A 19,743-nucleotide genomic window follows, 5' to 3' on the forward strand; every position below is an offset into this window, starting at 1 on the left:
ACATGAACATGGAAGCGCGACCCTCGCTTGTCCGTAGAGCGGTTCGAGTCTCGTTGTGCATGAGGGGCAGTCGGGCATCCGTCTGCGGCGCGACTGGTTGATGCCGAACTGATAGCGATTCCCGCGTGCACTAGTGCGCGCGGACGCGGCGGTTATCGTTGCGTCGCTGCTAGTTCGTCGGAAGACTAGCCGTGTCGGCGACTGGATGCCATCGACAGCCTTGGCGCAGATCGCAAAGTGAGCCGAATCATCGCGGCCGCTCAACATAGTCGAAGAGAAGCACGGTAAAGCGATATCGATTCGACAGTGAAGCGTCAACATCGCAACAAGTCAGTGTTAACGCTTATTGGCATCGAAGCCTAAATATTTGGCGTTCAGAGCTAAATGCGGACTTCAGCCAGGCTGTACCTTTAGCTCGCGGTTCCGTTTGTCGCGCCTGACACCGGCAAACGCTTCGATCATTCACGCTGGAGCCGGGACAAGCTGCGCCGGACGACAACTCAGTCCGCGCCGCGCTATGACAGCGCGATGACTCTTGCCCTTCGGCTTACAGCCGCCCTATGAGACCATGCCATGAATTTCCTTGACGGTTCGCTTTACACCGAAAACCAGCAACCCCTGATCATCACGGCCGCGCCTTATGCGCCGGCCTGGGTGCCCTCCGACTTTCCGGAAGATATTCCGGTCACCATGGAACAGCAGATTCAAAAGGCGGTGGATTGTTATAACGCCGGCGCCACCGTGCTGCATCTGCACGTGCGCGAACTCGACGGCAAGGGCAGCAAGCGCCTGTCGAAGTTCAACGAACTCATCGCTGGCGTGCGCAATGCAGTGCCCGAGATGATCATTCAGGTTGGCGGCTCGATCAGCTTCGCCCCGGAAAACGAAGGCGCTGCGGCCAAGTGGTTGAGCGACGATACGCGGCATATGCTGGCCGAACTCGATCCGAAGCCCGATCAGGTCACGGTCACGATCAATACTTCACAGATGAACGTCGTCGAGCATTGGGAGGATGAAGACGTCAAGGGAACCTCGATGGAAGACCCCGATGTCTACAACGCCTATAAGGAGATGACCGTGCCGTCCCAGCCGGGATGGGCCGAAGAACATATCCGCCGCCTCAACGCAGCGGGCATTCAGAGCGCGTTTCAGTGCTACAACATCAACAGCTTCGAGTCGGTCGAGCGATTGATTCGGCGCGGCGTGTATAAAGGCCCGCTGGTGATGAACTGGGTGGCGATCGGTGGCGGCATGGACGCGCCGAATATCTACAACCTCGCGAACTTCCTGCGCGCGACGCCGGATGGGGCAGTGCTGACAGTGGAAAGCTCGATGCGCAATGTGTTGCCGGTCAACATGATGGGTATTGCAATGGGGCTGCACGTTCGCTGCGGCATCGAGGACAACCTGTGGAACCAGTCGCGCACGCGCCGCATGAGTTCCGTCGAACAGATCGAACAACTGGTTCGCATGTCACGCGAATTTGGCCGTGATATCGCCACTGCCGAGGAAGCGCGAGCGATCAGCAAGATCGGGGTGTTCTACGACACGGTGGAGGAGACGCTGCTCGCCAACGGTTTTGCGCCCAACCGCAACGGCGGCACGCAAGGTTTCCTGCGCAAGGCCGTCTAAAGGCGAAGGCAGCACGCACGGGCGGGTCCGCGAGCCGACAGACTCAGTGACGAGGCGTATTCATCGTTGCTCGAGCCATCGACGCCTCGAGCGCGGGTGCAGCAGCCCGCTTCCGTCATTTCGGCTGGCTGCTGCGCCAGTCACGCGGCGTCATGCCGAAGCGTGACGTGAACCAGTTCGTGAACGATCCCTGCTGGCTATAGCCCAGCAGCGCCGCTACGCGTCCTATTGGATAGCGCGGGTTGCTCATATAGCGCACGGCGAGTTCGCGGCGCACTTCATCGACGAGTTCCGAGAAGCTCGTGCTCGCGAGTTCCAGTTGCCGCTGCATCGTGCGCACGCTCAGACCCAATTGCCGGGCAACCGGCTCGACCGTGCCTTGCTCGAGCGGCAGCAGCAGGTATATCGCCTTGCGTACCTCCAGCGCGACCGAGTCGCCGCCGGTCTGCTTGAGCGGCTCGGCGAGGCTCTCGGCGTAGCGGACCAGTTCCGGGTCCGCAGCCGGATTCGGATAGTCGAGGTCGGCGGCAGCGCATACGAAGCCGTTGAAGTCGCTTCCGAAGTTCAAGGGGCAGCCGAAGAAGCGGCGATGAAATGTCAGGTCTGCGGGACCAGCGTGCGTGAAATGCACGCTGCGCGGCTTCCAGTGATCGCCTAACAGCGCACTGGAATGGCGCGCGAGAACCCCGAGCGCCAGTTCGATCGCCTGGCTCGTCGGCGTGCCAGGTGCGACCACGAGCTCCTCGCGGATAGTGACCGTCGCACCGGCGTCTTCGACATACATCGCGAGGGCTTCGTTAAGCAGATGCCGATACTCGGCGGCGGCGAGCAGCACCTCGCGCAGCGTGCGCTTGTGGGCGAGCAGCATGTTGACTACGCCCGTGCCGAACTTGTGCCGGGTTTCGGCCATTTGCAATGCAAGAGTCGGGCACGACGCCTCTTCTGCCGTCAGTTCCAGAAGACGGCAGCAGGCGGCGGCCGGAATGCGATTGTCCGGGTTAGCCAGCGCGGAGAGATCCAAGCCGACGCGCTGCGCCATGTCGATCGCGCTGATGCCGAGCCGCCGCGTGACGTCGAAATAACCGCTCATCGCGATCGATCGAAGCATTGTCTCCATGGCTCTTCCTTCGGTGCGCCGTGCGCTTTTTTGTCCATTGCGATGTGCCGAATGTTGAGCGTCGGTATTTTCACTGAGTGGCACGAATACATAAAAGAATGGCGCTCATCACGAAATTCTAGTCTGCCGTTCCCGTATCGTGCAATGACGGCGCGGTTGCATTTAGATAGCTTCTAACGCGACCTGCGGGCATAAGAAGCTATGGGACCGCGCTCTTGCCGTGCACGGCCCGACGAACGATAGTTGCCTTGTAACGACCGCTAATGAGTCAGACGCGGAGGAGACAAATAATGCTTGTTCAGCATGCGCAGCCCACGACGGGCGATGTATCGAAATCGGAAGCGGATGTGCCTGGCTACGCCTGGGTGGTCTTCGCGTTGACGGTCGGACTGCTGCTTTCCGATTACATGTCGAGGCAGGTCCTCAACGCCGTGTTTCCTCTGCTCAAGGCGACCTGGGCCTTGTCCGACACGCGGCTCGGTTCGCTCAGTAGCGTCGTCGCGTTGATGGTCGGCGTGCTGACCTTCCCGCTATCGGTGCTCGCCGACCGGTGGGGGCGCGTGAAAAGCATTGTCCTGATGGCGGCGATGTGGAGCCTCGCGACGCTGGGATGCGCGCTTGCCACGAACTATGGCGAGATGCTCATCGCGCGTGCATTCGTCGGAATCGGTGAGGCGGCCTACGGCAGCGTCGGTATTGCCGTCGTGCTGAGCATCTTTCCGGCGCGGCTACGCTCGACGCTCACCGGCACGTTCATGGCGGGCGGCGCGTTCGGTTCAGTGCTCGGCATGGCGATTGGCGGCACTGTGGCGGCTCATCTCGGCTGGCGCTCCGCATTCGGCGCGATGGCCGCCCTGGGGCTCGTGCTGGTCGTCGTCTACTGGTTCGCCGTGACCGAGAAGCGGCTCGTGCCGCTTCAGCCCGCAAGCGTGAGCAGACGCCCGCGAGAAATAAGTGTGCGGATCAGTTTGCGCGCGCTTTTGAAGGGGCTTTTCTCCACGAAGTCGGTGGTGTGTGCGTACGTCGGCAGCGGCATCCATCTGCTCGCTCCCGCAGCATTGTGGGCCTGGATGCCGAGTTTCCTGAACCGCTACTACGGCCTGCCGATCGGCAAGGCTGCAATGGGCGCCGCCGTTTTCGTGCTCCTGACCGGCCTGGGCATGGTGGTATGCGGGAACATCGCCGACCGGCTGAGCCGACAGTCACGCGAACGAAAGTGGGCCGCCGCGATCGCCTTCTGTCTGACCTGTGCCGTGCTGCTCGCCATCGGCTTGCGCATACCGGCAGGGCCGTTGCAGCTTCTGGTCATCGGCGTGGGTATGTTCTTCAGCGCAGGTGCAAGCGGTCCCGCCGGCGCGATGGTGGCCAATCTCACGCCGCCGTCGATTCACGCGTCGGCATTCGCGACGCTGACGCTCGCCAATAACCTGCTGGGCCTCGCGCCCGCCGCCATTCTGACCGGCATCATCGCCGATCGGATCGGGCTGCTTGGGGCGCTACAGCTTGTGCCCTTTGCGCCGCTCATCGCGGGCATTGCGTTCTTCATCGGCAAGCGGAACTATGCTGTCGATCTGGATCGCCTGGACACGCTGCGCGATGAAGCCGTGCGCTGAATGAAGCCGCTGGCATCGACAGCGAAACTTAATAGCAGTTGCGTATTCGATACGACGCAAACGATAGGAGATTGAACATGGCTAAAGCGATTCGCTTCCATGAAACAGGTGGTCCCGAAGTCATGCACTACGAAACGGTCGAAGTGGGCGATCCCGGCCCCGGACAGGTCCGTTTGCGCCACGAGGCAGTGGGCCTGAATTTCGCCGACACCTATTTTCGCAGTGGTCTTTACCCGGTTCCGCTGCCGTCGGGCATGGGCGTCGAAGCCGCAGGCGTGGTCGAGGCCGTGGGCCCGGACGTGACGAACGTCGCGCCCGGCGATCGAGTGACCTATACGGGCTTCGTCAATACACTCGGCGCCTACAGCACCGAGCGGCTGATCGCCGCCGCGCCGCTCATCAAACTGCCCGATGCCATTTCCTTCGAAACGGCTGCCGGCATGACCATGCGCGGTCTGACATGCGCCTACCTGATGCGCCGCATCCACGACTTCAGGACAGGCGACACGCTTCTGCTCCATGCGGCGGCTGGCGGTGTCGGTCTGATCGTCTCGCAGTGGGCCAAGCTGCTGGGGCTCACCGTCATCGGCACCGTGTCGACGGAAGCTAAAGGCGAGGTGGCGCGCGCCCATGGCTGCGATCACATCATCGACTACAGCCGGGAAGATGTGGCCAAGCGCGTGCGCGAGCTGACCGACGGCGTGGGCGTGAATGTCGTGTTCGACAGTGTCGGCAAGGACACATTCGAAGCATCGCTCGATTCGCTCAAGCGCCGCGGCCTGATGGTCTGCGTCGGCACGGCGTCAGGCCCAGTCCCGCCGTTCAACCCGCAAGTCCTCGCGATGAAGGGTTCGCTCTACCTGACACGTCCCGCGCTCGCGGACTACATTGCCGACCCTGAGGAAAAGAACGCGCTCGCCGCCGAGGTTTTCGGGCACGTAGCCGCGGGTCGTATCAGGATCGAACTCAACCAGCGTTACGCGCTGGAAGACGCGGTGCAAGCGCACCGGGACCTCGAATCGCGCAAGACCACCGGTTCGTCGGTCTTCGTCATCTAGGAGCCGTCATGCGAATCGAACCTCTGACATGCGCCATCGGCGCGGAGCTCGTTGGTGTCAATATCGCCGACGCCATTCACGACGACGGTCTCTTCAGCGAGATCAGGGCGGCGCTCTTGAGACATCGCGTGCTGTTTCTGCGCGAGCAGGACATCACGCGAGCCGAGCACGTGGCGTTCGCGCGCCGCTTCGGCGAACTGGAAGATCATCCTGTCGCGGGCAGCGACCCCGAGTATCCCGGACTGGTCCGCATCTACAAGACTCCCGACCAGCCGAACGATCGATACGAAAACGCGTGGCATGCGGACGCTACCTGGCGCGAAGCACCGCAATTCGGCGCGGTTCTTCGCTGCGTGGAATGTCCGCCGGTCGGGGGCGACACGATGTGGGCCAACATGGCGCTCGCGTACGAGAATTTGCCCGAGCACATCAAGACGCAGATCGCGGACCTGCGTGCGCGCCATAGCATTGAAGCGAGTTTCGGCGCCGCGATGCCGATTGAAAAGCGCCATGCACTCAAGGCCCAGTTCCCAGATGCCGAACATCCCGTTGTGCGTAGGCACCCTGAAACGGGGGAAAAGATCCTGTTCGTGAATGCCTTCACGACGCATCTCACCAACTATCACACGCCGGATCGCGTGCGCTTCGGCCAGGACGCCAATCCGGGCGCGGGCGACTTGCTGCGCTATCTGATCAGCCAGGCCTACATCCCGGAATATCAGGTGCGCTGGCGCTGGCAGAAAAACAGCGTCGCGATCTGGGACAACCGCAGCACGCAGCACTATGCCGTGATGGACTATCCGCCCTGTCACCGCAAGATGGAGCGCGCCGGAATTGTCGGCGACAAACCGTACTGATCACACATGGGCCACTTCATGACGCTGAATACGACACCGACCGTTCTGATGGTTCCGGGTTTGCGCGACCACGTCGCGGAACACTGGCAAACACTGCTGCAAAAGGAGCTGCCGAAGGCGGCTTGCGTGCCGCCCCTCGAACACGACAAGCTCAGTTGCGCGGCGCGCGTGGCGGCGCTCGACGCAGCCCTCGCGGAAATCGACGGTCCGGTGATTTTGGTCGCTCACAGTGCGGGCGTGATGATCACGATACAGTGGGCGCAACATCACCACCGTACGATTCACGGTGCGTTGCTGGCCACCCCGGCCGATCTGGAAACGCCGATGCCGCCGGGCTATCCGACGTTCGAAGCGTTGTCGCAGAACGGCTGGCATCCGATTCCGCGCAGGCCGCTGCCGTTCCCGAGCATTGTCGCGGCGAGTCGCAATGATCCGCTCGCGCCGTTCGAGCGCGTGACTGGGATGGCGCAGGATTGGGGCAGCCGCGTTGTCGATCTAGGCGATGTGGGGCATCTCAATCCTGCGGCAGGTTTCGGCGAGTGGAAGATGGCGCACGGACTGATTCAGGAACTGGTGTGATCGAAAGCGTGCCCTGAGGGCGCTTGATGCCTGCGGTGCGTCGACCGGCGAAGCCCCGCAGACACGCACGCGCGCCACGCAGTATCGCGAGACCGTTTATAGCGTTGTACCGGCGTGCCTGCTACGACGCGCCATTAGGAGAACGAATCATGCAGGGCTTGATGATGCAACAATCGCTGCTGGTGTCTTCGCTGCTGACGCATGCGGAACGACATCACGGTGAACAGGAAATTGTGTCGCGGCGAGTCGAAGGGGACGTTCACCGGTACGCTTATCGGGATCTCGCGCAACGCTCGCGCCGCATGGCCAACGCGCTCGCGGGTCTTGGCATCGAGCCGGGCGAGCGCGTTGCAACGCTCGCATGGAACGGCTACCGGCACATGGAGTTGTACTTCGCCGTCTCCGGTTCGGGCGCCGTGCTGCACACTCTGAACCCCCGGCTGCACGTCGACCAACTGGCGTACATCATCGATCACGCGGAGGATCGCGTCGTGTTTTTCGATGTGACGTTCATGCCGCTGATCGAAACTATCGCGTCTCGCGTTACGAGCCCGAAGGTCTTCGTGGCCATGACCGATCGCGCACACATGCCGCAAGCGCACGTGCTGTCCACCATGCTGATGTGCTACGAAGACCTCATCGAAGCAAGCAGCGACGCATTCGAGTGGCCACAGGTCGACGAAAGCAGTGCGTCGTCGTTGTGCTACACCTCGGGGACCACGGGGCATCCGAAGGGCGTGCTCTACAGCCACCGCTCCACGATGTTGCATACGTTCGCCGCTGCATTGCCCGACTCGCTGAACTGCTCCGCGCGTGATTCGATACTGCCGGTCGTGCCCATGTTTCACGTCAATGCGTGGGGCTTACCGTACATCGCCTGCATGGTGGGCGCGAAGCTGGTATTTCCTGGGCCCGCGCTCGACGGCAAATCGCTCCATCAACTGATCGAGACGGAGCAGGTCACGCTATCGGCAGGCGTGCCGACGGTATGGCAGGGCTTGCTCGCGCATGTCGACGCAACCGAGGGCGCCTTCTCGTCGATGCGACGCACGGTGATCGGCGGCGCGCCTTGCCCCACCGCGATGGCCGTCGCATTCCAGGAGCGCCATCAGGTCGACGTGATGCACGCATGGGGCATGACGGAGCTGAGTCCGCTTGGCACGGTGTGCAGCTTCAAGGCACATCAACTCACGCTGCCGCAGGCCGACCGTTACGCGATTCAGTCGAAGCAGGGTCGCGCGGTGTTCGGCATCGACATGAAGATCGTCGGCCCGGAGGGATGCGAATTGCCATGGGACGGGCGCGCGGCAGGCGATCTGTTCGTACGCGGCCCGTGGGTTGCAAGTCAGTACTTTGGGCGTGACGATGACTCGCCGTTGTGCGATGGCTGGTTCCCGACCGGAGACGTTGCGAAGATCGACGCCGACGGCTTCATGCAGATCACCGACCGCAGCAAGGACGTCATCAAATCGGGCGGCGAATGGATCAGCTCGGCCGAGATAGAAAACATCGCCTATCTGCATCCCGAAGTGACAACTGCTGTCTGCATCGGCGCACGGCATCCGAAGTGGGACGAGCGGCCTCTGCTGCTCATCGTGAAGAAGCCGGGCAGCGCGCTAATTGAAAGCGAACTGCTCGGTTTCTTCGACGGACGCCTGGCGAAGTGGTGCGTGCCGGACGCGGTGGTGTTCATCGACTCTGTGCCGCACGGCGCGACCGGCAAAGTGCTCAAGCATCAACTGCGGGACCAGTACACGAATTACTTTTCGCCGGCCTGACGCGCCGGCCTGCATCAGCGCAGCTTCAATCAGGCAACAATCACAAAAAGCCGGTCATGTACGGCATATCGTTGGAGACAGAGAATGAAACTGAAGTTGAGCGGCGCTGCGGCGCTGCTGATGTTCGCGGCTGCCGCGCACGCCCAATCGTCGGTGACGCTTTACGGGGTGCTCGATAGCGGGCTGCTTTATCAAAGCACGTCAGCGGCGACGTTCCTGCCGAACGCGCGAAACACGGGGCACGTCTATCAGCTCAAGGACGGCGGCATCTATTCCAGCTTCTGGGGCATGAAGGGCAGCGAAGACATCGGCGGCGGATACAAGATCAACTTCAGGCTGCAAGGCTCGTTCAACAGTTCCAACGGTCGAATGGGCTTGCCCGATGCGCCCGGCACCACGTCCGTCTTCAACCAGTACGCAACAGTCGGCGCATCGGGACCATTCGGCACGTTCGACGCTGGCCGTCAGATCATCCCAATGATCTACGCGATGGCCGAAACCGATGTGCGCGGCGCGCAGTATTTCGGCAGCATTCTGACTGCGTGGCTGGGTGTGAATCAGGCAGCGGGCTGGCCCGGCACGAGCACGAACGCGCCAATCGGCGCGCTCTATGACAGTAACGCGCTGGTGTACACGACGCCGAAATTCTACGGCGCATCGCTCGCATTGGAATACGCGCCCGGCGGCGTCGCGGGCCAGTTCCAGGGCGGCACGCGCGAGTCGGCGGTGCTCAAGTATTCGAACTACGGCCTAAATCTGTCCGCCGTGTACTACAACGGACACGACACCAACCCGTATCCGATCACCTATCCCGCCACGCCAGCAGTCACGCCGACGGGCCTGGCCAACAATCGCTTCTATTACTTCGGTGCGATGTACACGATCGACGGATTCTCGATTTCCGGCTCTTACGGTATCGGCAAGAACCCGGCGAAAAGCGACACCGCGAATTTCGAAATGGCGTCGGGTGGCCTTGGCTACCAGTTCAGTCCTCGTTTCAAAGTCACTTCGGGCTTTTACTACCTGAAGGACCGGAACCATTCGGCTAACCATTCAAGCGAATTCTCATTGGGCGCCGAGTACAACATGTCCACGCGGACCAAGGCGTATGCACAGGTCGGGTACGTGGACAACAAAGGCACCATGAACCAGACGATCATCTATGGGGCACCGGTTGCTCCGGGCGTCTCCACGACGGCGGCGATGGTCGGCATCCGCCATACGTTCTGACCGCGCCACCCTCAAAGACGGGAGAAAACCATGAAAAACGTTCGCGCCTTCAAATTGGCCATTGCCAGCCTGTTGCTCGTGAGTTCGGTCAACGGATGGTCACAGACTGGCGAAACGGCGAGCACACCGGACGCGTCCGCCACGGCGGCCTCGGAAAGCGCCTCGCCTGCCGCCGGCAGAAAGGCGAATCGCGCGCTGCGCAGAAAAGTGTATGCCGCGATCAGCAAGCAAAAAGAGATCAGTGCCGGCGATATCAGCGTCATCGCGAAGGACGGTGCGGTGACGCTCGGCGGCACCGTCAGGGACGCCTCGCAGATCAGCCAGGTCGAGGATATCGCGAGAGGCGTGGCCGGCGTGACATCAGTGACCAACAAACTGACCGTGAAGAAGCCGCTAGGCGGAATGTAGACGTACTAAGTATCTGGCGACCGGTGACAACACGCATGCCCGGTCGACCGTTTGGAATGCCCGAAACAGAGACCTGAACCGATATGGATTACACCGCCCCCATCAACGAGATGCTCTTTGCGATGACCGAGCTTGCAGGGCTCGACGCTGTCGCCACATGCCCTGGCTTCGAGGAAGCAGATAGCGATACGGCCCGAGGCGTGCTCGAAGAGTGCGCCAAGCTGGCCACCGAGGTCTGGGCTCCGCTCAACGCTCACGGCGACCGCAACCCGAGCGCATGGGAGCACGGCGCGGTCAGGTCGACACCGGGGTTTCGCGAAGCCTTCCGCCACTTCGCCGAAGGCGGATGGCAAGGCGTCCATCATCCGTCCGAATATGGCGGACAGGGTCTGCCGAAACTGATCGCCACGGCGTGCATCGAGATGCTGAACGCGTCGAATCTCTCGTTGGCGCTGTGCCCGCTGCTGACCGATGGCGCAATCGAGGCGTTGCTCATCGCGGGCAGCGAAGCGCAAAAGGCCGCCTACGTGCCGAAGCTCGTCTCAGGCAAGTGGACCGGCACGATGAATCTGACCGAACCGCAGGCCGGCTCCGACCTTGCGCTGCTGCGCACTCGCGCGGAACGGCAGGACGATGGCTCGTATCGCATCTTCGGCACGAAGACCTTTATTACGTGGGGCGAGCACGACATGGCCGAGAACATCGTGCATCTCGTCCTCGCTCGCGCGTCGGATGCCCCGCAAGGCGTGAAGGGCATTTCGCTCTTCATCGTGCCGAAGCGGCTCATTCGTCCGGACGGTTCGCTCGGCGAGCATAACGACGTCGAATGCGTATCGATCGAACATAAGCTCGGCATCAAGGCCAGTCCCACGGCTGTACTTCAGTTCGGCGATCACGGCGGCGCAACAGGCTATCTCGTGGGCGAAGAAAACCGCGGTCTGGAGTACATGTTCGTGATGATGAATGCGGCGCGCTTTGCCGTGGGCGTGCAGGGCATCGCGGTGTCGGACCGCGCGTACCAGAAGGCGGTCGCGTACGCGAAGGAGCGCGTGCAGAGCCGGCCCGTCGACGGGTCGGCAAGCGGGTCCGTGCCGATCATCGCTCACCCGGATGTGCGCCGAATGCTGATGACCATGCGCGCCCTGACAGAAGGCGCCCGCGCGCTTGCGTACGTCGCTGCGGCGCACTGCGACCGGGCGCATCGAGACGCGGACGAGCATGCGCGTGACGCGAATCAGGCGATCTATGAGTTCCTCGTGCCCATCGTGAAGGGATGGAGCACGGAGATGTCGCTGGAAGTGACGAGCCTCGGCATTCAGGTCCACGGGGGCATGGGCTTCATCGAAGAGACAGGGGCGGCCCAGTACTACCGCGACGCGCGCATTTTGCCTATTTACGAGGGCACGACGGCCATTCAGGCGAATGACCTCATCGGCCGCAAGACGCTGCGCGATAAAGGCGCGGTCGCAATGACGCTTCTCGGTGAAATCGAAGAGACGCTCGCCGCGTTGCAGGGCCATGATTCATTCGACACGAGTGCAGCGTTTCAGTCGATGCACCGCCAGCTTCTTGCGGGCCACGGCGCGCTTGGGCGTGCGGTGTGCTTCGTGGTCGACCACGCACACAGCGATCCAAACGCCGTCTTCGCGGGAAGCGTGCCCTACCTGCAGCTCGCTGGCATCGTGCTCTGCGGCTGGCAGCTTGCGCGCTCGTTGATCGTCGCCACGGACAGGCGCGAGCGCGACGTCGCCTTCCACGATACGAGGATCGCGACGGCGCATGCCTACGCGACGCATGTGCTGCCGCGCGCAATCGGACTAGAAGCGGCCGTGGTCGCCGGGCTCGAGCGCGACGGCGTGCCCGCTTTGCACGTTGAACAGTTCTGATCTAAAGGGGTGGGCAATGCAAAGGGATGTGGTCGTCATCAGCGGTGCGCGCACCGCGATAGGAAAGTTTGGTGGCAGTCTCAGGGATCAGCCGCCCACCGCGCTGGGCGCGCTCGTCGTGAGAGACGTGCTTGCCCGGAGCGGCCTGCAAGGTCACGACGTTGGCCGGGTTGTCTTCGGCAACGTCATCGCTACTGAGCCTAGAGATCTCTATCTCGCGCGTGTCGCGGCGCTCGACGCCGGCATCTCCGAGCAGACGCCCGCAATGACGGTCAACCGTCTGTGCGGCTCGGGACTGGAAGCGGTGATCTGCGCAGCGCAGGCCATCTTGCTCGGCGATGCCGAGGTCGCAATCGGCGGCGGCGCGGAGAACATGAGTCGCGCGCCGTACCTGGCGACCGATGCGCGCTTCGGTGCGCGCATGGGCGACAGCCGGCTCGTCGACATGATGCTCGGCGCGTTGCACGACCCGTTCCACTCAATACACATGGGGATGACCGCCGAAAACGTTGCGCGCAAATACGGCATCACGCGGGAGCAGCAAGATGCGAGCGCGCTCGAGTCGCATCGGCGCGCGGCGCGGGCGATAGCCGAGGGGCGCTTCACAGGCCAGATCGCTCCGGTCACAAAGAACGTCAAGGGCAAGACAACCGTCTTCGATACCGACGAACATGTACGTCACGATCTCGGGCATGAGGAGCTTGCCAGCTTGCGTCCCGCGTTCATGAAAGAAGGCGGCACAGTGACGGCGGGCAATGCGTCGGGCATCAACGACGCAGCGGCGGCCGTTCTGATGATGGACGCGCAAACGGCCAAGGCGCGCGGTCTCAGCCCGCTTGCGCGCCTCGTTTCGTATGCCCATGCGGGTGTCGATCCGCAGTACATGGGAATCGGTCCGGTGCCTGCGACACGCCTCGCGCTGAAACGCGCCGGACTTCACGCGACAGATCTCGATGTGATCGAATCGAACGAAGCTTTCGCTGCGCAAGCATGTGCGGTGACGCAGATGCTCGAACTGGACCCGGAGAAGGTCAATCCGAATGGCTCCGGCATATCGCTCGGCCATCCAATCGGCGCCACTGGCGCGCTCATCACCGTTAAGGCCCTTCACGAATTGAAGCGTATCAATGGACGCTATGCGCTCGTGACGATGTGCATTGGAGGCGGGCAGGGCATTGCGGCGGTATTCGAAAATCTTCGGAGGAGTTAGGCGCATCGCAGTGAGGGCTTATGACGTGCCACGTGGAAATGGACAGAAGAGCGTAGCCGCGCTGCGGCTCGTTCGGGGGCAGCACAGCGGCAATCGGTGTATCGTCGTGGCTTGCATGTCTCGTACGAGTCGCCCGCGCTCATCGCGACGCAACCGGCCGCTGACTAAAGCCCTTCCACAGGAGAGATCATGTGCCGCTGGCTCGCCTATTCCGGCAAACCGCTTCAGCTCGAGACGGTGCTCTTCAACGCGAAACATTCGCTGATCGACCAGAGCCTGCATTCGCGGCTCGGACAGACCACGACAAACGGCGACGGGTTCGGCATAGGCTGGTACGGACATCCCACCGACATACCGTTTCGCTATCGCTGTATTCAGCCGGCGTGGAGTGACCGGAACCTGCGCGAAGCCGCACGCGCCATCCACGCGCCGCTCTTCGTCGCGCATGTGCGCTCGGCGACCGGCACGCCGTCGCAGGAAACCAACTGTCATCCGTTTCGTTACGGCCGGTGGCTGTTCGCGCACAACGGCCTGATACGCGACTATCCGGTGTTGCGCCGGGATCTGATGCTCGCGATCGCGCCCGAACTGTTCCCGTCGATCGAGGGATCGACCGATTCGGAAGTGCTGTTTTTTCTCGCGCTCACGTTCGGTCTTGCGTCCGCACCCGTGAGTGCGCTGAAGCGCATGGTGGCTTTCGTCGAAGAAACCGCTCGGCAACATGGCGTTGCCGACCCGCTGAACATGACGGTCTGCGCAACCGACGGCGAGCAGATCGTCGCCGTGCGGTATTCAAGCGAGAGGCAGTCGCGCTCGCTGTTCCACAACACGTCGTTCCGTCACTTGCACGCGTTGTATCCGAACGATCCGCGCATCGAGATGGCCGGTGAAGACGCATTTCTGGTGGTGTCGGAGCCGCTCGCCGATTTACCGGGGTGGTGGCAGGAGATACCGGAGAGCACGGTGGTCGTCGCGCAGGGCGGCGAAGTCGAGCAGTTTCCGTTCGAGCCTCAAGCGGCTTGAGGCTCGCAACGGAAGCTAGTGGATCATTCCCGCGCGCGTCGGGGACGCGACGCCGCCGCGTTAAACCTCGGCGCGATCGCTCAAATACGCCTCGACGCTTGCCGCCGGCATCGGCTTAGAAAAGTAATAGCCCTGAATGGCCGCGCCGCCCAGTTCGCGCACGATCTGCAACTGGTCCATCGTCTCGACGCCTTCGATGATGCATGTCACGCCAAGGTCATGGCACAGCGTGATGAGCGAACGCACGATGTTCCTGCTTCGCGGGTTGGCTTCGATATCGCTGATGAAGCTCTTGTCGATCTTCAGCTTGTTGATGGGCAATGCGTGCACATAACTGAGACTTGAATAGCCGGTGCCGAAGTCGTCGAGCGAGATACGAACGCCGACTTCCTGAAGCAGCGCCATGTTGGCGTTCGTCTGCGCGAAGCTATGCATCAACGCGGTTTCCGTCAGTTCGATTGCAATGCGATGCGGCGAAACGCGGCTCGCCTTGATGATCTCGATGAGCCGGCGCGTACGCACTTCGCTCGCGATATCGTAGGGCGAGACGTTGAAGGAAAGATGCACGTCCTCGGGCCAAAGCTCGGCCGCTGCAAGCGATTTCTGCAGAAGAATAGGCGTGAGATCCGCGATAATGCCCGCCTGCTCCGCGATGGAAATGAACGTGTTCGGCGGCACTGTGCCCAGCACGGGACTTTCCCAGCGCGCGAGGCTTTCGAGCGCGAGCGTGCGCTTCGACGACGCATCCACGATGGGCTGAAACACCGGGTAGAACTCATCGGCGAGGTTCGCGCCGCGCAACGCCTGCTCGACCGCGCCTTGTTCCTTCAACAGTTGCTCGTGTTCCAGCGAGAACATGACAGAGCGCGAGCGCCCCGAACGCTTTGCGTGATACAGCGCGTAGTCGGCGCGTTCGTAGAGCAGATCGGCGGTCGCCGCCGCGCGCGGATACATCGCGAAGCCGATCGAGCATCCGACCGATGTCACCAGGCTGCCGACGGTGATAGGCCGGCTCACCGCCTGAATGATCGCATCCGCCGATGCCTGCAACGAGGTGTCGTCCGCATCCACGACGATGAACGCGAACTCGTCGCCGCCGACGCGCGCGAGCAACGCGGCGTTGCTCGTCGTGCGCTCGATGCGCCGCGCTATTTCAGCGAGCACGTGATCGCCGACGCGATGTCCATGCGTGTCGTTGACGGGCTTGAAGCCGTCGAGATCGACGACGCCCACGGCCACGCTGCGCTTCGTCGCTGCGGCATCCGCGATCGACGACTGCAACTCATCGAAAAACTGCCGGCGATTCGGCAGCCCCGTGAGCATGTCGAGGTTCGCGAGCCACACGTTCTCCTTACTCAACGCCGCTGTTTCGGCCTCCGAACGAATCAGGCTCGCGAAATCGCGCTGGTAGCCGAACATGACATAGCTCATCAACGCGACGGTGATCGCGATGTCGATGGCTGATGCCGTCGCGCCGATATCGCCCATGCACAGCATGAAGCCGAGAAACGGCAGCATCATCGCGAACGCGACGAGCGCCGCCGCCGCGCGCAGATGCATCAGGCAGAAGAAGCCCGCCATCGTGGATGCGACGATCTGCATCAGGATGAAGTACTTCGCGTGGACGTCGGCGTAATCGAAGAGCATGACGTCCACGCCCATCGCGAAGAGCGCGCTGATGATGAGCACGGTCGTCGCGCGGGCAAGGTGCCGGCGCGCTTCTGCATCGGTCACGTCGTCATGGCGATGCACGACCCACCACGCGCCGCGCCAGACGAGCAGCGCGATGAAAAGCGCCGGCATGCCGAGCGCGAGCCAGGCCGGCGCCCGCTCACCGAACACGAACATCACCGACACCATCGTGACCACGAGCGATGCGTAGAACGGTGGAATCTTCGCGGAGAATGACCGGAACTGCGCGGTGGCGACGCCGGGCAACGTCTTCATCTCGTGATGCACGACTTCCTCTCAGTGGCCTGTTCGCGTGCGGCGGCTTGCTCAAGCGCGAGCGCGTTCGATGCGAAACTGCGACACCGTCTGCGAAAGATGCCGTCCCTGATGATCCAGTGCCTGAGAGGCGGCGGCCGCCTGCTCGACGAGCGCGGCGTTCTGCTGCGTGACGCGGTCCATTTGCGCGATCGCCTGATTGACCTGTTCGATGCCGCGGCTCTGTTCGCCCGTCGCCGCCGCGATCTCGTCCATGATGTCGGATACGCGGCGCACCGCGAGCATCACGTCGCTCATCGTCGTGCCTGCGTCCTGTGCCAGCGCGAAGCCCGCTTCGACCTTCGCCACCGACGCGCCGATTAACTCCTTGATCTCCTTGGCCGCATGCGACGAACGCTGCGCAAGCGAGCGCACTTCGGAAGCCACGACCGCGAAACCGCGCCCTTGTTCGCCTGCGCGCGCCGCCTCGACCGCCGCGTTGAGCGCAAGAATATTGGTCTGGAACGCGATGCCTTCGATGATCCCGATGATGTCCGCGATCTTCAGCGAGCTTTCGCTGATGGCGGTCATCGTCTCGACGACACGCGTCACCACGGCATTGCCCTGTTTCGCCACATGCGACGCATTGCTCGACAGCGTGCTCGCCTGTTGCGCGTTGTCGGCGTTCTGGCGGACGGTCGACGTGAGTTCTTCCATGCTCGCTGCCGTTTCCTGCAGCGACGACGCCTGCTCTTCGGTGCGCGCCGACAGGTCAGCGTTACCCGAGGCAATCTGCATCGAGCCGGTTGCGATGCTGTCTGCTGCCGTGCGTACGTCGGCGATCAGCGTGACGAGGCTCTTCTGCATCGCATCCATCGACGAGAGCACGCTGCCTGCGGGCACCGCGCGCGTGATCGCGACCGGGCTCAGATCGCCCGAGGCCACGCGCTGCGTGATTTCCTTGAGCGTCGCCGGCTCCGTGCCGAGCGCGCGCGTCAGTCCGCGCGTGATGATGACGCCCGCGGCCACCGCAGCCGCTACCGCTGCGAGGCAGATGGCGGCGAGAATTTCACGCTGCGTCGAATAGTGTTCGTGAGCATCCGACACGAGCGCCTCGGCGCGCTGGTGCGTGTAGGTCGAATAGGCGTCCGTCGCGCTCACGAGCGCGGCGAGCAACGGGCGGCAGTCTTCGTTGATCTTGCGCACGGCTTCCTCTTGCCGGTGCTCGATCGCGAGATTTACGATGGCCTGCGCGACGGGCGCATAGAGACCTTCGATGCGATCGATCTCGGCGACGAGCGCGCGCGCCTGCTCGGTCGTGTCGGTCGCGGAGGCAAGCATCGCGTTGAGCTTGGCGAGGCGCGCCGAGACGTCGGCTTGTGCTTGCGCTTCGGCTGCTTTCTCGAGGTCGAAATCGGCGGGCGTGGTCACGAGCGCCATGTTGCGCGCGGCGATTGCACGCCGGTCGACTGCCTGCCGGACTTCCTCGGCCATGGCGGCCCGAGCATTGATGCCGTCCACGAAGCCGAAGAAACGCTGGTTCGCGTCGCCCAGCGCATTGATGGACACCGCCGATACGATCAGGACGACGGCCGTTAGGAGGGTGAATGACAAGGCCAGTTTTGCCTTGACCGACAAAGTTTTGAGGTTCATAGCGTTCTTGTGTGTTCGCCGTGGTCTTCGGCGCCGCAGGCGTTGTCCGCCAGCGTCGTTTTTTTAGAAACTTCCGTTTTTACCAATTGTCGACGTCTTGTCAAAGGACCGGTTGATCGCCATAATTACCGTGTTCGAGGAAATGGCTTGGTAATTGCGACCGAAGGCCGAAAAAGACAGTGAATTGGCGCGTTAAGCGTAGATTTAACTGATGATTCGCGCAAGCGGAGAATTCCATTTTTATCAATTTCTACGATCTTGCTTTCATCTGAAGGTAGTTATCGTTTGCGCCTCGTTGTGCGCTTCACCGCAAGGACCTCATGGCAACGGAAGACGATCCCATTTTGACCACCCGCGACGCCGCGATCATTCTTGGTGTCTCGGTCAAGACTGCGCAGACGTGGATCGAGCAGGGGCAGATCGAGTCGTGGAAAACGCCGGGCGGACATCGGCGCGTGCGCGCGAGCGCGGTGAATGCACTGCGCGAGCAGCTCGGCAACCGCCGGCACACATCGATCAACACGGAAAGCGCCGTCGCGCTGGTTATCGCATCCGATGCCGCGTTGCCGGCGTATCTCGAGGCGGCAGCCGCTGCGGGGTTGCGCGGCATCGGCCAGAGCGATCCGCTCAACGCCATGCTCGACGCGGGCATCGCCATGCCGGCCGTGATCGCGGTCGAACTCATGCGGGCGGACTGGGAAAGGCTGTCGATGTGCCGGCGGCTGCTTCAATCGCGTGATCTGGCGCACGCGCGCATGCTCGTCGTCACCGACATGTCCGCCGCGCAAGTCGAGGCGGACCTGGGCGTTCTGTCGCGCGTCACGCTGCTGCAAGCGCCCGCTGACAAGCCCGCTTTCGCCGCTGCGCTCGCTTCGTGTCTTGCGCTAGCGCCATCGGACGATCGCGATGCGCCGGCTTATCCGGTCGCGGCGAACGAAGCCGCGCGCCTGCGGGCGGTGGAGCGCACGGGGCTTGTCGATTCCGTGAACGATCCCGAGTTCGACGAGGTCGTGCAACTCACGGCTGAAACGCTGCGCGTGCCGATCAGTCTCATGACGCTGCTCACGCCGGAGCGTCAATGGTTCAAGGCGCGCTGGGGGCTCAACGCTCACGAGACGCCGCGCCCGTGGGCGTTCTGCAACTTCACGATCATGCAGAACGATGTGTTCGTCGTCGAAGATGCTTCGGTCGATCCGCGTTTTGATGCGAATCCACTCGTCACCGACGAGCCGCGCATCCGCTTCTATGCCGGCGCACCCTTGCGCGATGCCGAGGGTAATGCGCTCGGCGCGCTGTGCGGCATCGACCGGCAGCCGCGCATGATGGACGCCACGCTGAAGCGGCGGCTCGTCAATCTGGCTGCGCTTGCATCGGACCGCATTGCGCTCGTTACGCGCAAGCGGTTGGATCGCTGGAACAGGGGCGCGTGATCGGGCGATAAGTTTTGCGGTGCTAGGGATAGGACAGAATTGTGTGAACCCCCCGATTGAGCTCTTAGCGAACGGACATGACGCCGGAAGCGGCAGTCGTTAGTAGTTAGTCGTTGATCGACGTCGAAGCTTTGCGGCGCATGAATGACGATGACATGCCTTACCGCTTCATGCAGACGCTGTACCCAATGCGCGCGCGACGCTATCCCGGCGCACGGCGCATTCCGCTCAAGGTGCGCCGCTTTGTTGATTACGTCAGGGACGCGTTTGGCGATTGAACGCCTTGGGACAGCGGTATCGTTTCCTGGACCGCCACGTGCGATTGCGCCGCGCTCATCGGTTC

Annotated in this window: 15 protein-coding genes and 1 pseudogene; 13 read left to right on the forward strand and 3 right to left on the reverse strand. The window is 62.4% G+C overall.

Annotation, left to right across the window (positions count from 1 at the left end):
- Nucleotides 1–573: 573 nt before the first annotated feature.
- A complete protein-coding gene (locus tag GV035_RS02010; protein WP_159832892.1) occupies nucleotides 574–1,632 on the forward strand; it encodes a 3-keto-5-aminohexanoate cleavage protein in 1,059 nt (352 codons plus the stop codon).
- 115 nt (nucleotides 1,633–1,747) lie between these two features.
- Here GV035_RS02010 and GV035_RS02015 read toward each other — a convergent pair whose 3' ends face one another.
- A complete protein-coding gene (locus GV035_RS02015; RefSeq protein ID WP_159832894.1) occupies nucleotides 1,748–2,749 on the reverse strand; it encodes an AraC family transcriptional regulator in 1,002 nt (333 codons plus the stop codon).
- Nucleotides 2,750–3,039: 290 nt separating this feature from the next.
- Between GV035_RS02015 and GV035_RS02020 the strand changes: the two genes are divergently transcribed.
- From GV035_RS02020 to GV035_RS02065, 10 genes are all read left to right on the forward strand, one after another.
- On the forward strand, nucleotides 3,040–4,362 hold the full coding sequence (locus GV035_RS02020; protein WP_159832896.1) for an MFS transporter: 1,323 nt from the start codon (nucleotides 3,040–3,042) through the stop codon (nucleotides 4,360–4,362).
- Between the two features lie 77 nt (nucleotides 4,363–4,439).
- The gene (locus GV035_RS02025) at nucleotides 4,440–5,420 is read left to right on the forward strand and encodes a quinone oxidoreductase family protein (protein ID WP_159832898.1); all 981 of its coding nucleotides are present in this window, start codon (nucleotides 4,440–4,442) and stop codon (nucleotides 5,418–5,420) included.
- Between the two features lie 8 nt (nucleotides 5,421–5,428).
- Entirely contained in the window at nucleotides 5,429–6,277 is an 849-nt protein-coding gene (locus GV035_RS02030) for a TauD/TfdA dioxygenase family protein (RefSeq protein WP_159832900.1), read from the forward strand.
- A gap of 18 nt (nucleotides 6,278–6,295) precedes the next feature.
- On the forward strand, nucleotides 6,296–6,856 hold the full coding sequence (locus tag GV035_RS02035; RefSeq protein WP_159834919.1) for an RBBP9/YdeN family alpha/beta hydrolase: 561 nt from the start codon (nucleotides 6,296–6,298) through the stop codon (nucleotides 6,854–6,856).
- Nucleotides 6,857–7,005: 149 nt separating this feature from the next.
- Nucleotides 7,006–8,634 carry a 3-(methylthio)propionyl-CoA ligase gene (locus GV035_RS02040; protein WP_159832902.1) on the forward strand — a complete coding sequence of 543 codons (1,629 nt, stop codon included), beginning with the start codon at nucleotides 7,006–7,008 and terminating at the stop codon, nucleotides 8,632–8,634.
- Nucleotides 8,635–8,718: 84 nt separating this feature from the next.
- The gene (locus GV035_RS02045) at nucleotides 8,719–9,864 is read left to right on the forward strand and encodes a porin (protein WP_159832904.1); all 1,146 of its coding nucleotides are present in this window, start codon (nucleotides 8,719–8,721) and stop codon (nucleotides 9,862–9,864) included.
- 30 nt (nucleotides 9,865–9,894) lie between these two features.
- Complete coding sequence (locus GV035_RS02050; protein WP_159832906.1) at nucleotides 9,895–10,272, forward strand: BON domain-containing protein; 378 nt, start codon at nucleotides 9,895–9,897, stop codon at nucleotides 10,270–10,272.
- Between the two features lie 83 nt (nucleotides 10,273–10,355).
- Entirely contained in the window at nucleotides 10,356–12,158 is a 1,803-nt protein-coding gene (locus tag GV035_RS02055; protein WP_159832908.1) for an acyl-CoA dehydrogenase, read from the forward strand.
- 16 nt (nucleotides 12,159–12,174) lie between these two features.
- A complete protein-coding gene (locus tag GV035_RS02060; RefSeq protein WP_159832910.1) occupies nucleotides 12,175–13,368 on the forward strand; it encodes an acetyl-CoA C-acyltransferase family protein in 1,194 nt (397 codons plus the stop codon).
- Nucleotides 13,369–13,557: 189 nt separating this feature from the next.
- A complete protein-coding gene (locus GV035_RS02065) occupies nucleotides 13,558–14,391 on the forward strand; it encodes a class II glutamine amidotransferase (RefSeq protein WP_159832912.1) in 834 nt (277 codons plus the stop codon).
- A gap of 60 nt (nucleotides 14,392–14,451) precedes the next feature.
- On the opposite strand, the gene GV035_RS02070 is transcribed toward GV035_RS02065, so the two are convergent.
- Together GV035_RS02070 and GV035_RS02075 are read right to left on the reverse strand one after the other, a co-directional pair.
- On the reverse strand, nucleotides 14,452–16,350 hold the full coding sequence (locus tag GV035_RS02070) for a putative bifunctional diguanylate cyclase/phosphodiesterase (protein ID WP_159832914.1): 1,899 nt from the start codon (nucleotides 16,348–16,350) through the stop codon (nucleotides 14,452–14,454).
- Between the two features lie 42 nt (nucleotides 16,351–16,392).
- Nucleotides 16,393–17,970: pseudogene (locus GV035_RS02075) on the reverse strand (methyl-accepting chemotaxis protein); the annotation flags it as partial.
- A 320-nt stretch (nucleotides 17,971–18,290) separates the two neighbouring features.
- Between GV035_RS02075 and GV035_RS02080 the strand changes: the two are divergent.
- Together GV035_RS02080 and GV035_RS02085 are read left to right on the forward strand one after the other, a co-directional pair.
- Nucleotides 18,291–19,400 (forward strand): helix-turn-helix domain-containing protein, encoded by a 1,110-nt coding sequence (locus GV035_RS02080; RefSeq protein WP_159832918.1) that lies wholly within the window; start codon nucleotides 18,291–18,293, stop codon nucleotides 19,398–19,400.
- 113 nt (nucleotides 19,401–19,513) lie between these two features.
- Nucleotides 19,514–19,678 (forward strand): hypothetical protein, encoded by a 165-nt coding sequence (locus GV035_RS02085; RefSeq protein ID WP_159832920.1) that lies wholly within the window; start codon nucleotides 19,514–19,516, stop codon nucleotides 19,676–19,678.
- Nucleotides 19,679–19,743 lie beyond the last annotated feature (65 nt).

Source organism: Burkholderia sp. 8Y (assembly GCF_902506145.1).
GTDB lineage: Bacteria > Pseudomonadota > Gammaproteobacteria > Burkholderiales > Burkholderiaceae > Caballeronia.

What these genes read in the sequence shown, in the direction of transcription:
- GV035_RS02035 (WP_159834919.1), top strand. Translation starts at nt 6,296, where the DNA reads ATGACGCTGAATACGACACCGACCGTTCTGATGGTTCCGGGTTTGCGC.
- GV035_RS02045 (WP_159832904.1), top strand. Translation starts at nt 8,719, where the DNA reads ATGAAACTGAAGTTGAGCGGCGCTGCGGCGCTGCTGATGTTCGCGGCT.
- GV035_RS02055 (WP_159832908.1), top strand. Translation starts at nt 10,356, where the DNA reads ATGGATTACACCGCCCCCATCAACGAGATGCTCTTTGCGATGACCGAG.
- GV035_RS02060 (WP_159832910.1), top strand. Translation starts at nt 12,175, where the DNA reads ATGCAAAGGGATGTGGTCGTCATCAGCGGTGCGCGCACCGCGATAGGA.
- GV035_RS02020 (WP_159832896.1), top strand. Translation starts at nt 3,040, where the DNA reads ATGCTTGTTCAGCATGCGCAGCCCACGACGGGCGATGTATCGAAATCG.
- GV035_RS02050 (WP_159832906.1), top strand. Translation starts at nt 9,895, where the DNA reads ATGAAAAACGTTCGCGCCTTCAAATTGGCCATTGCCAGCCTGTTGCTC.
- GV035_RS02080 (WP_159832918.1), top strand. Translation starts at nt 18,291, where the DNA reads ATGGCAACGGAAGACGATCCCATTTTGACCACCCGCGACGCCGCGATC.
- GV035_RS02065 (WP_159832912.1), top strand. Translation starts at nt 13,558, where the DNA reads ATGTGCCGCTGGCTCGCCTATTCCGGCAAACCGCTTCAGCTCGAGACG.
- GV035_RS02040 (WP_159832902.1), top strand. Translation starts at nt 7,006, where the DNA reads ATGCAGGGCTTGATGATGCAACAATCGCTGCTGGTGTCTTCGCTGCTG.
- GV035_RS02015 (WP_159832894.1), bottom strand. Translation starts at nt 2,749, where the DNA reads ATGGAGACAATGCTTCGATCGATCGCGATGAGCGGTTATTTCGACGTC.
- GV035_RS02025 (WP_159832898.1), top strand. Translation starts at nt 4,440, where the DNA reads ATGGCTAAAGCGATTCGCTTCCATGAAACAGGTGGTCCCGAAGTCATG.
- GV035_RS02010 (WP_159832892.1), top strand. Translation starts at nt 574, where the DNA reads ATGAATTTCCTTGACGGTTCGCTTTACACCGAAAACCAGCAACCCCTG.
- GV035_RS02030 (WP_159832900.1), top strand. Translation starts at nt 5,429, where the DNA reads ATGCGAATCGAACCTCTGACATGCGCCATCGGCGCGGAGCTCGTTGGT.